This window comes from Desulfuromusa kysingii (genome assembly GCF_900107645.1).
In the GTDB taxonomy this organism is placed as follows: Bacteria; Desulfobacterota; Desulfuromonadia; order Desulfuromonadales; family Geopsychrobacteraceae; genus Desulfuromusa; species Desulfuromusa kysingii.
The window spans coordinates 141,112-153,832 of the sequence record NZ_FNQN01000006.1 but is presented as its reverse complement, the minus strand read 5'-3'; the positions used below and the strand labels follow the sequence as shown (position 1 = coordinate 153,832).

The following is a 12,721-nucleotide window of genomic DNA, read 5'->3' as shown; positions in this document are numbered from 1 at the left end:
TCATTATTATTTTTCGATACATATATTGCCTAAATTTTAATATTAGAACAATTTACTTTCTCAAATACTCGCGATATCATACTCAACATTAACATAAACACATTTTAACTGGGAGTCGTAATTGATGAAAAAAAATAAAAACTCACTGTTGCTGGATATTGGTTGGTGTGAGTGGGTGTCATTTCCATCTTTAAAAATTCCGGCAATTGAAGCTCAGGTCGTGATGGAATCAAAACAATCAATTTTAAATATATTTGATTTTTCGACATTTAAAGAGGGTGAAGACTTGATGATTAGCTTCGGCGTTCACCCCATACAGGACAACAATGACGTCGAGGTCTACTCAGTTATGCCAGTTAAAACCAGACGACTCGTCTCCTTCGCTGATGGCGATAGAGAATGGTGCTACGTGATTGAAACAGAAATGCGCATAGGTTCGATGAAAAAAAATATTGATCTAACTTTAGTGAATCGTGAAGAGTCAATATTCCGCTTACATCTTGCGCCCCAAAACATCAAGAGTCTGGTCAAAGTGAATCCGCAGAAAAGCTATCTCACAGGAGATATTGTTAACGATTACTCAATCTCAAACTCTCTGAATTGAGAGAAAGTGGTTGCCTCAGATTAGTACTCATACCATCCGTCCACGGCTGGAAAATAGAGCGCGGCTTTGATCGGGAGCTGACCATATTTGTGTTGTAACAAATGTCGATAGATGTCTAATTGCTGCTGATAATGCTCAGCTTCGCGTCGAAGAAATGTGGCTAAATCCTCACCCATTTTCGGCATGCTGGTTTTGTAATCAATGACCCAACGGTGCCCATCTGCCACAAAAGTGCGATCAATAACAACATGATATAATTGGCCGTCAACCACTCCCGTCAAAGGAAGTTCACAACTCTGCTCAGGATGAGAATCGAGAACCCATTTTCCACGTGGGCTGGCCAGGGTTTTTTTGACAATCGCAATGACTTTGGAGCTGCTACCAGGCAAATCAGAACTGACAACCCCCAGATGAGTCAAGTGCTGTTTGATTCTTTTTCTTAATCGGTCGCTGTCTTCTTGCAACCATGAATCCAAGCCATTCTTGCTTATTTGCTCAAGTAACAGATGAACTAAAGTCCCGACGTGACGATGGACTGGATTCTCCCATCCGCTGAATATTTCTCCGGCGTCAAGAGACGAAGATGCTGTCTTTGACTTTTCAGGGACAGGGAAAAGCACTGAATGGGAGGCAGGCATCGACCAGTCAGGTTTTAACCGCTGCAATTGTGGTGGAATAAATGGCTGTTCAACGACATCTGTCTTCGCATCCGCTTTCTCAAAAACAGCATGATAAAGTGGCCAGAGCTTTTCCAGCATCGAGCCATGACGCGGCTTGAGGTCACCATCCTTTGTTTCATCGACATGTCCAAGCAGATAGAGGTGACGAATAGCACGAGTTGTCGCCACATATAACAGCCTGCCAGTCTCTAAATCCTGTTTTTCCTGTTCCAGTTGCGCAATTAATTGGTAGATAGGATCTTTCTCCTGACTCCCTTTTGCAGAAACTGGTGCCAGTAACAAACCATAATCAGGATGTTCTTGCCAACGCATGAGCGGACTTTCTGATCTCCCTGTAGACTTGCCGAGCCCGGGAATAATGACGGTATCAAATTCCAATCCCTTGGCTTTATGTATCGTCATGATTTGCAATTGACTCTTAACCAGGTTATCAGGTTCGGCATAGATTTTTTTTAACCCCTGATCAAGCTTATCAAAACTTTCGAGGTCTCCCCCTTTATCAAGAGTTTCAAGTAATTCAAAGACCATTTGTGCGTCAGCACAACCTTCTGGTGAGGTACTGCTCGGTCCCCCCAATGACAGCCAGCAACTTTCAACTAACTGACGCAAAGGGATACTTCCACGGCGTTTCATTCCTACTTTGAGAATCGGCCAGATCCGTTGCAACCGTAACTGGCCATCAGCGGATAATTGTTGTATCAGCTCCTCATTCGTAAGCAATGTGGGGATGGTTTGTCGAGCATGGTCTGCAACCAATTGGTGTAAATCGTTTAGGGTCAGACCACACCAGGGAGCACGTAGGACTGCCAACCAGGAGAGCCGATCAGCACGATGCAGCAATGCCCGGGTCAAATGGACGATATCCAATGCTGCTGGCCGAGCTCCGAGTAAATCAATATCCTGAGCTTGATAGGGGATTTCATGCAGACGGAGCAGTGGCATGATTTCTTTTAGATGATTTCGCCCTCTGACCAGGATAGCTATCGATTGCTCTGGATCTTCGGCTTGTTTCTGCTTAACTAATTCTAAAACCTGTAGAGCTTCAGCTGTGTCGTTACGTCCAATAAACGGGTAGAAGCGACAAGAATCTCCGGGCAAATCGGGCTTAACGGCAACAGCCCGGGACAAAGAGACAGCTCCCTTGGCTGCATCCATTGACGCTGGGAAAATCGAACTGAAAGTGGTGTTGACCCAAGCTACGATTCCTTGTTGAGAACGAAAATTACAACATAATTGCAGTGGTTTTAAGTGCAGCGATGCCTCTCCGAACAGTCCTTTGAAGCTCTGCAGGAACAAACCAACTTCAGCTTCACGGAAACGGTAGATTGACTGCATGGGATCGCCAACCAGAAACAGAGTACGGCTATCTCCCTGACTCCATCCGGATGTCAAAGTGTTCAATAATTGGTATTGCAACCGAGACGTATCCTGAAATTCATCGACAAGAATGTGATGAAGGTCATGATCTATCTGCAAAAGCAGATCAGTAGGGTCTTCGGCATCGCCTAATGCATAATTTGCCTTCAAGGCGATCTCAGAGAAATCCGCTTGACCATGAGCCCGGAAGACCAGCCATAACTCAGCGACCAGAACCGGAAGCAACTCAATTAAAGTCTCTAACAACAACCATTGACTATCAGAATATCCCGCGTGAGGAAGCCTCCTGATAGCCGCCAATTGCGTGACGAATCGGCTCTCAGACTCCAGTTGTTGAAGTAGCGAGAGCATCCGTTGTTTTTCTGTCTGATGCTCTCGACCAGCTGGAAAACCATTTTTTTTGGTGACCGTCTTTCTCAAAGTCCCGGCAGAAGTCAGCAGAAGATCTGCAATCATCAACCATTGAGGTAGGTCAACAAACTCGATGCCCGGTAAAGAGTCGCATGATTTATAGCCTTCGTGTGAACTCTCAGCCAGGTTCATTCCAGCGAAATTAAAACAACCCAACAAATCTGGAATCAAAGCATGGGGGAACAGCTCCTTCACTGACTTTAGATAATCGCTACAAAGTCGCTCAAGACCCTGCTGCAAACTCTGTCGAGTATTTTCACGATGAGAGAGCATATGCCGCAACCATTGATCGCGCTGCCGCAACATACCAACCAAGAGCTGACTGACCAAGCCGACATTGTTATCAAGATGCCGCAACAAAACCATGATCTGCTGCTGCCCTGCCCCACCAGTTTCAAGCTGAGACAACAGTCTCTCAGCGGCTAAACGGTACAGCGCATCAGCATCCTTGGTGATTTCTGGTAAACTACCAAATCGGGACACCCAGGGCATCTTCCGCACCAGAGTCACGTTAAAACTGTCGATAGTCTGAATATTCAATTGGGCCGGATTACGCAGCAAGCTATCACCATGATGTTGGAGAGCCTGAAATGCCAAATTCCAAGTTTTCGCTGCATGAGGTTCCGTCGGGCAAGCCTTATCCCTCGCCGCCTCCAGCGCTTGCAACAGTCGTTGGCGCATTTCTGCAGCTGCCTTGTTGGTAAAAGTTATGGAGAGAATCTGTTGTGGTTTCTCGACAACAGCAAGCAAAGCTAAAATCCGCTGAATCAAGAGTTCAGTCTTACCAGAACCGGCTGGGGCCTGAACAATACAAGAATGGCTGATATCAATAGCGGCGGCACGTTGATCAAAATCAGCAATCATCCGAGCCTCCAATCACAGAAAAAGTTTCACCGATGCGACAGAGCCCGGATAAATCGCAATATTGACAGCTTTTCACCAGATCATAAGGTTTAACCACCGCTTTGCCTGAAGCAAAATCATCAGCAAGTTGTTCAAGCTGTTGCTGCCAGAAAAGTAACAGTTCATTCCAGCCATGAATACTTAGCTCTTTGGCCTGAGAATAGGATTGGAGATCACGCACCCGGCCAAGCTGCCCCTTTTCTTTGACAATACCAATAAAGCGACTCTCTCCTCGTCGCACCTTCGCAAAAACAACAGCATCGATTACCGATTGTGTGTCTGCAACAGCATAAATTGGCAATTGCGGTTCAATCAGAGGCTGGCTAAGGAGGTCTTCGGCGTGAAGGTTCACACCCGTTTTATAATCGATAACAAGACAACGGCCATTTTCAAGCTGATCGATCCGATCAATCTGAATGGAGATTTTCAGTGACCCAATCTGCTCCACATGCTGTTTTTCAGTTTCTAGAACTTGAAAATATTCACGCTTCATCTCTACATTTTCCAACCATTCTCCGATTAAAATAGCAATCCGGTCCGCTTCCAGTTTAAGAAGTTTCTCTGGCGGCTGAGTGCGACCCTTAAAGTAGGTTTTGAATGTTACAGCTACCTTTGATTTGACCATATCGCCCCGCTCTTGGTCACTTAACTTAAGTAAATTATCCAGATTTTTTAGCTCTTTCCAGACATTCTCAAGCGTCAAATGGACAAGATCTCCACGAGCGATTGGTGAGATACCTGGTTCAGGGACAGAGAAACCCTGGGCTTGCAAACGACAGTGGATAAATGCCCGAAAGGGGCAATGAGCTTGATCTTTAAGCAGATTGGTCCCCCCTTCAACGAGCTTTTGCCGCAGCGGCGGTCCAGTTTGATCATCTAAATATTGTAACGGCTCCGAAGCCGCCTGCATCAAGGACGACAGATCATTAAAAGGGGACAATGCTGGTTGGTTTTCTACTGTTGGCAGAGGTATTAATGGACTTGGACGCAAGTCACAATCACCATCACGAAGCGGATAACTGAAGACAATATCAGAGCTGGAAGCCTTAATGCGGGCAATCACCTGTTCAGAGAATTCCAACTCGCGGGCAGAACTGGAGTGGGGCATATCATTGAGCTGTTGAAGTTTTAAAGGGATAAATGGATTTGGTTGTGGCCTTGCGGGCAAGGATGTCTCGCCCATCCCCATGACCCAGAGATGGTCAAATTGTAAACCCGAAGATTCCAGCAAGCCAACAACTTGAACCGGTCCTGAAGGACCTTCAAGTTGAAATTCAATATCACTGCTGATACGACGAAGTAGACTAAGAGCCCGTTGTCGTGTCAATGCCGGAAGTAACGGATCCAGTGAAACCAAAACAGATAAAGCCTTCTCCTGCCAGACCTTAATGGCTTGATACTCACTGCTGACAAGAGACCGTTCACCGGGCCATCCCAATGCATGCAATTCATCTGCAAAGCGGATCGCCCAAGTTCCGGGTAGATATTTTTCATTGTTTTGCAGGTTTTTTTGTAAAGCTCTTAAGAGAGTAGAGAATACCTTCAACCCTGCGTTCTCTGTAAGCAAACTTATCAGCCCAGACAACGTAAACGTCTGCTGTCTAAAAGATCGAAGCCTCTTATCAAACAGAGCACGATGATCTGCCTCATGTTGTGCACCATCAAGATAGGGAGTCCGTAACAGAAAAGAGATCTGCTCCAGAGTCACTTGATGGTTAACGGATAGAAATTCCAGAGCAGCATAGACAACTCCCTGCTCTGCTAAAGGGCCACCAAGAGATAGGCTGAATACCGAATCATCAGCATCCAGAGATATGGTCGAAGCGGGATCAATCTGGTGTCGGAAGACCCGTTCAATCTGGCGACGACACAGATGTAAATCGGGAACCACAACACCAATGGACTCGGCCCCGCTATCGAGCAGAAACCGGACCCAACGGGCCGCGGATTCAATTTCATCGCGACTGTTTCGTGCACCAAAGCGGCTGATTCTGATATTTTTTCCAGGATCGACAGAAACGATTTGACAGCGAGCCCCCAAACTTCTGAAACAATCCATCAACTGAACAAGACTAGGGGAAAACTGATCAAACCCAAACAATAAAACTTTTTCGGGTGATTGAATCTGACCTAGCTCAAGAGCGGCAATAATTCGCGCTGGCAAGTCACTCTGATCAAGCCATTCTTGTTCAAGGCAAAGTTTTTTATAGTGCTGCTGCCAAAGAGAAAAAGCCTGTTGATCCTCCGTAAGACGCTGATTATCGAGAGTCAAACAATACTGGTTGAGCAATTGATGCGCTTGAAGAGCTTTTTCAGCGGTTTTAGAAAGTTGCAATAATTCCAGCTGAGATCCATGTGAGGATATCGTTATCGCCTCTTCCCAGAGACATTTTTGTTGTTGTTGAGATAATAGCCGCCAACCCTCTCCCAAGTCTGACAGGGATTGACTCAACCAAGATTCATAGCTGGCAATCTGAGGTGTTGCCCAGACTTTCTCCCCCTTCGCTAGCATCTCTTGTTCGAAAAGATCGCGTAAATATCGATATAAGCGTTTATTGACAGTCAGAATCAAGGCGCCATCTGCTGCGGCATCAATGATCATTTTTTGCGAATCTATCACACCGAAAAACCTTTAGGAGATGTCATTGGCGAAACTCACCCTATCTTAGCAGATGGATGACTAATGGGAATAATTATCTGGTGTAAAAGAGGCGTACTGAAACGCTACCAAAAATGAGCTAACGACCTCCGGGACAGCAAATAAACCGTCCCGGAGGTCAACACTAAGATTTCTTTTTCTGCAGGCGATTCATAGCGATGCGGATACTGGTCCCGAGTCGATCGATAGCCTGACTGAGTTGACCGATTTCATCACCTCGATTTAATCCAGAAATTTTAAGATCGAGTTGACCTTGACTATATTTATCAGCGATCTCCGTCAAGTCACGAATTGGTGCTGTTAGTTTGCGTGACAATAAGACTGCAATCAGACAAACGATCACAAAGGTAGCAATCAACAGATAGAGAGCCTTCTGATTTTCTACTTTGATCAATCGATATGCCTCGGCATAATCCTGTTGGGTGACCATCGTCCAACCTTGTGTCGTCTTCTTTGCGACCGCGACAATCTTTTTGCCACTGTCATCTACATACATTGAAGTATGTTGACCTTGAGCTAATGCTTTCAAAGCTTGGTGACTACTCAGATCGACCCGAGAACGGGTTAACTCTGGATCGGGATGGGCGATAACCTCCCCTTTTTGGTCAACGAGAAAGGTGAAGCCCGTCTTACCAATCCGATTATTGACAATCTTTGCAGACAAGTCCGTTAAGGTCATCGCCTGAGCTAGAACGCCTTTAAGATCTCCTGTCGACTCATAGATCCCCGTAGCAAGAACCATCGCTGGTTTGCCAGAGGTTTTACCAATCAAGAGCTGTTCACCAAACAGGTCGCCATCAACAACCTGCTTAAAGTATGTACGGTCCCCGTAATAAGTCGTTTTTTTGCCATCACTCCGACCAATATTGTTGCCTTTTGGGTCAACAGTAAAAACCAGATAAGCCCAATCATAGTAGCGACTGATTGATTCTAAGATGGGATTCTGCAAGCGTGAATGCATTGACTTCATCTCGGCTAATGAAGCGTTCTGCTTCAACATCCGTTGATTCAGATCAACCCAATCATCAACATGCGTCGTCAAGATATTATTGATAGCTGTCAATTCTTGATTGACTTTTTCTTCAGTCAGACGGCTATTGCTCTGGTAGCTTATAAACCAAATACTTACAAATGGAATTAAAGCAACCACCAACAGCGTTAACAGTAATTTTTGCGATATACCAATCTTAACTTGCTTTGCCATGTGTTCCTCCACCTCAAAACGCTATTATGTTCAGAAATTAAAAAAGACAAACAGCATTCTATAATATATTTTATTTAAAACAAACAAATTTTTGTGCTTGGTCAAACGCGGAAAGAGGCGGTGCTACCATTTAAGCCTTGCTGCACCTGAAGTTGTGCCCCAATTTGTTGTTTAAGCTCAGGAACATGAGAGATAATTCCGACTAAACGCCCCTCTCCTGAAAGGCTATTTAAAACATCAATCACTTGATCCAATGCAGCGGGGTCTAAACTTCCAAAACCCTCATCTATAAAAATGGTATCAAGTCTTATCCCCCCGGCATGCGCTTGAACCACTTCAGAAAGACCAAGCGCAAGGGACAAGGCCGCAAGGAAACCTTCCCCCCCGGAGAGAGACTTCACCGAGCGTTGGGTCCCGGTAAAGGTATCGGTTAAGATCAAATCAAGCCCCGCCTGCTTACGCGCATCACGCAATCCTTCATCCCGGGACAGATAAAATTTTTGATCTGTCATCTTCAATAACCGCCTGGATGCGACCTCCAAAACTTCATCCAACAAGGTCTGAAGTATAAATCTATGAAAGGAGGTCCTTCTATTATTATTGCCGTTAGCAACATCAGCGATTCGACCGAGGGTATGATATTCAATATCCAATCGATCAATGGCTTTTTGTTCCTGTTGAGCCCTTGCTAACTCTTTTGTTCGTGCTTCTAAAGTTGTTTGTAACGTGACTTTCTCTTCGATGCACCGATTATATTCTGTACTTGCTGCCTCCAGAGACTGCTGTAGTATTTCCAGATCAACCGGATAAATACCTGTAGCCGCCATCTCCGCCTGCTTATAGTTGGCAGTGGCTAGGGCTAAAGCGGCGTTGTATGACTCAATCGAACTCTTCAGTTCAGATCGAGCCTCCTCTTGCAGAATCGCGGCAAGAAAGTCAGCTTCATCAATAAAAGTTGACGTATTAAGCCGTGAGAAGTAATCACTGGAAGCATCAGACAATGCGGTTTCACAGCGATTCACATCTTGTTCAGCACCATTCACCTTCTCTTTTGTTGTGGTATACAGACGACTCGCCGTCTGATGTATCTCATCATGCTGTTGCAATTCATGATCAAATGCTTCGATCTGCTGTGTCAGGTGGTTAAGCTGTTGAAGCAAAACCCCTGGTTGACGATAGGGTTCAGCAATATCCCGCTCAAGGGCGGTAACAATGGTAGAAAGTCTTGTCACTTCAGCCTCTGCCAATTGCGCGGCAGATTGTAGCTGTTCAAGGGTTTTATCGGTCTGAACTTCGCGTTGTTCCAAAGTATCAACCTGCTCTTCGAGATTTTTAATGATGTTTTTTCCGGCACTGACCTTCTGATATGAAAGTTTAAGAGCTTCCCGTTGCTGAACCAATTGTTCAAGAGGAATATTATTTTCATCCCCCAAGGTCTGCTTCAAAGTTTCTTTGCGGGTCATACGATTACTTTGTTCATCCTGCAATCGATTAAGCGTCTGTTGCTCCTGTTCGAGCAAATCTTCAATCCGAGCTAACTTTTCATCAAGATCAGAGAGTTGTTCATCAGTGATACTGTGCTCACTATGCCGGTTTGGATTAGGATGTTCGAGGGAGCCGCAGACCGGACAAGGTTGACCTACCTCTAAGGTTGATGCTATCCGCACGGCCTGATCTGACAGCCAGACCGTCAGTTTCTGTCTCTGCTCCTGCTTGACTTTGTTTATTTCATTTTTGCGGTTTGCGACCGTTTGACTGGCGAGATTGACATGAGAGCGATGATCTTCGATCTCTTGCCTTATTCTATCTATGTCTTTGTGGGTATCAATCAAGGATCTGACCGCTTTACCAGCAGCCTCAATAGCATCCAGATCCTGATCATTATGTCGTTGCTCTACTAATTTTTGGCGAAAGTCACGCATTGTCTGTCGCAAGCTGTCCAGATCACTTTTTGCTTCTAAATAGTTGTGACGTGAGGTGGTTCTATGTTGCTCGGCTGCTTTTAGATCCCGGCACGACTGCGAATATTGCTCCAGCTTTACCTGCATCCCTTCCAGAGTTAGCCGTTGCCTATTTTTCTCCTCAATTGCAGGGCGTTTGTCCTGAATCTGCTTCATGGCTGCAACAGCCAATTCGAGTTTAACCTTAGCTCCTGCGGCATCACTCCGATTCTTCTTCAGTCGCTCTTCGGCTTGAGAAACTTCAACTTGGCGCGTATTTCGCCCCTGGTAATAAGGTAAAATATGAGCGGCCATTTCAGCGCGTTGCAGATGGTCCTTTTTCGTCTTGTAACTGTCCGCCTGATCCTGAAGTTTTTGTAAAACCAAGCGGGTCGTTGCAAGTTGATTTATCTTTTCATTATTCGACTTGCCGGCATCGAACGCTTGCTGTCTAACCAGGGTTACTTCTTCAGCTGCTTTTTCGGCCTGTTGCAATTGATCCAACTGCCCTTGTTGCCATAGGACTGCATCTTTAAGTTCTTGAAGAGTTGCAGACTCTGTCCCTTCGAGAATTGTTTGCAACTTCCCCTGGGATTCACGGTGTAGTCGCTGTATGTCAGCAGCCTGTTCTTTGAGAATTCTTTCTATCTGGGCGTAATACTGGGTGCCGAAGAGGGTTTCAAATATCTTCTCTCGGCTCTGCGAATCGGCTTCCAAAAGTCCACGAAACTGTCCTTGGGCAAGCATCACAACTTGTCGAAACTGATGCGCATCAAGCCCCAGCAGGCTTTCAATCTTTTCTTTGGTGGATCGGACCCCTTCGGCCAACAATTCGGGAGGGGCTTGAAGAGAGATGGCGTGAAGCGAAGCTGCAGCGTTGATTTTTATCAAGCCATCACCCTTTTTTTTGGGTCGTTCCTGCTCTGGTGCATAGTATGCGCGGTAGATTTTCCCTCGCCCCAGGCTGAAATCAAAGGTCACTTCCGTCAAGGTGCCTGCTTGAGCAAAGTCACTGCGCAGATCCCGCGCTTGGCGCCCATTCTGGCCAGCAGAACTCTCACCGAACAAAGCAACACTCATAGCATCAAACATGGTCGTCTTGCCGGAGCCAGTATTACCGGTGATGAGAAACAGGTTATGGTCTCCCAGTTCAGTGAAATCGAAAACCTGCTCTCCAGCATAAGGACCGAAAGCGACGAGAGTGAGATTTAAAGGTCGCATCAGTTTCCTCCTAAGTTGCTTTTATCTGTGTTCACAACTTTTGCAAAAACCTGAGCCTGCTCTCCGGTCAAATCCTCATCCGTGACTTGAGAATAGAAATCGGCAAACAGATCCTCCAGAGAACGAGCCTTAAAGTCACTCTGTTGCGAAGGTGCTTGTGGCATGGTCGCAGCATCAAGAATTTTGCGGCGTACTTCTAAGATATTGGGATAAAATTCACGCAGACGGGACAAAGGATCCAGAATAGCCCCTTTGTCGAGTAAGATGATTTGCAAATAATCTTCACTGGGATGTATTTTCCCTGACTCAAGCAGGTCAAGGAAATTCCCTTCAATCTTTCTGACATCACGCAGCGGGGTAAAATTGATCAATTGATAATCAACAAACCCATCCGCGTCAAGAGTCACAAGGGTCATCCCCTTTTGATGTTCCGCTTCCGAAAAGGAGTATTTCAGTAATGAACCGGAATAACGAATATTGTCAGCACCAGCCCGCTGGGGGCGATGAAGGTGACCCAGGGCGACATAATCGAACTCCTTGAAAAGAGAGGAAGAAACATCTGTCGCTCCGCCAACGCCTAGCATCCGTTCTGAATCTGAGGATTCACCACCAGCAACAAAAGCATGGGTTATCAAGACCTTACGTTCTTTTACTGGATGTATTTGATGAATAGTTTCAATCAACCTCTCCATACCGTCATGATGGGTTTTTATCTCGTCATCAGGGAAAATTTCCCGGCAACCGATCGGAGTCGCATAGGGTATCGGATAGAAATAGACCGGTCCATCATTGTCATCAATGCAAATTTGCACGGGCTGCAATGAAATACTGCCAACAACATAGAGGCCAGCATCTTGCATCAGCCGCGACCCAAAGTTCATCCGTTCCTGTCCGTCATGATTACCACCCACCAAAATTGTTGGAATTTTTAATTGTAAAACAACCCTACTGAGAAAATTATCCAGCAAATTAACAGCCTCTTCAGGCGGGATACTGCGATCATAGATGTCACCCGCAATAATCAGAACATCCGGGGGAGTTTTTTCAAGATAACTCTCCAATTGATTGAGTATATGGCGTTGATCTTCAGTCAGGTATCGTTTGTTGAAGATCCGCCCAAGGTGCCAGTCAGCAGTATGAAGGATGCGCATATCAGTCTCGCAGGTTGAGAATTAATAAAATGAACATAAAGAAAAAGGATCGATGCTCTTATCAAACGAGTATTTGATCGGTTATAATAGAAACATGAGACACAGAAAGCCACACAGGATTCAATATTTATTCAAACTGCTAATGATTCTCATTGTGCTGTTGCTTTGTGGTTGTGTCAGTAACAGTTACTGGACTTGGCAACATCCCAACATGTTGGATGAGATGCAGTTACAAGAAGACCGGAAAGAGTGCTGGGATCTAGCCAAAGCCGAAGTTGACAGCATCAATTATTACTATGATTATGCCAGATACAACGTCCGTTATTATTGGCCGTATAACCGCCACAACCACCATAAGGGCAAAGTTAAATCGTTTGATCCCTACTTTAACAACTACAGTCACTACAAATTTTTTCAACGTCAGGACGATCTGGATCGATTCTTTCGTATCTGCATGAAAACAAAAGGTTGGCAACGGGTGAAGGTAGAGCGGATCGAAAAACAGCCCGCTCAATAGCTTCCTTCAGTTCGGCTTGTCCAGCACAAGATCAATAAAGACGGGTCGATACAC

Annotated in this window: 7 protein-coding genes; 2 read left to right on the top strand and 5 right to left on the bottom strand. The window is 45.5% G+C overall.

Annotated features, from left to right (window positions below):
• Nucleotides 1-124 precede the first annotated feature (124 nt).
• Nucleotides 125-604 carry a putative ATP-dependent zinc protease gene (locus BLU87_RS10990; protein ID WP_092348221.1) on the top strand — a complete coding sequence of 160 codons (480 nt, stop codon included), beginning with the start codon at nt 125-127 and terminating at the stop codon, nt 602-604.
• Between the two features lie 20 nt (nt 605-624).
• Here BLU87_RS10990 and BLU87_RS10985 read toward each other — a convergent pair whose 3' ends face one another.
• The 5 genes from BLU87_RS10985 to BLU87_RS10965 form a co-directional block, all read right to left on the bottom strand.
• A complete protein-coding gene (locus BLU87_RS10985; protein WP_092348218.1) occupies nt 625-3,936 on the bottom strand; it encodes a UvrD-helicase domain-containing protein in 3,312 nt (1,103 codons plus the stop codon).
• Nucleotides 3,926-6,595, bottom strand: coding sequence for a PD-(D/E)XK nuclease family protein (locus tag BLU87_RS10980; RefSeq protein ID WP_139167546.1), 2,670 nt, complete (start codon nt 6,593-6,595; stop codon nt 3,926-3,928). Before BLU87_RS10980 ends, BLU87_RS10985 begins: the two co-directional genes overlap by 11 nt.
• 163 nt (nt 6,596-6,758) lie before the next feature.
• Nucleotides 6,759-7,838: a cache domain-containing protein gene (locus BLU87_RS10975; RefSeq protein WP_092348209.1), complete on the bottom strand. Its 1,080-nt coding sequence runs from the start codon at nt 7,836-7,838 to the stop codon at nt 6,759-6,761.
• Nucleotides 7,839-7,939: 101 nt separating this feature from the next.
• A complete protein-coding gene (locus tag BLU87_RS10970) occupies nt 7,940-10,999 on the bottom strand; it encodes an AAA family ATPase (protein WP_092348205.1) in 3,060 nt (1,019 codons plus the stop codon).
• Nucleotides 10,999-12,150: an exonuclease SbcCD subunit D gene (locus tag BLU87_RS10965; RefSeq protein WP_092348201.1), complete on the bottom strand. Its 1,152-nt coding sequence runs from the start codon at nt 12,148-12,150 to the stop codon at nt 10,999-11,001. The genes BLU87_RS10970 and BLU87_RS10965 overlap by 1 nt, the downstream gene beginning before the upstream one ends.
• Before the next feature lie 94 nt (nt 12,151-12,244).
• Here BLU87_RS10965 and BLU87_RS10960 point away from each other — a divergent pair, with 94 nt between their 5' ends.
• Nucleotides 12,245-12,667 carry a hypothetical protein gene (locus tag BLU87_RS10960; protein WP_139167544.1) on the top strand — a complete coding sequence of 141 codons (423 nt, stop codon included), beginning with the start codon at nt 12,245-12,247 and terminating at the stop codon, nt 12,665-12,667.
• The last annotated feature ends 54 nt before the right edge of the window (nt 12,668-12,721 follow it).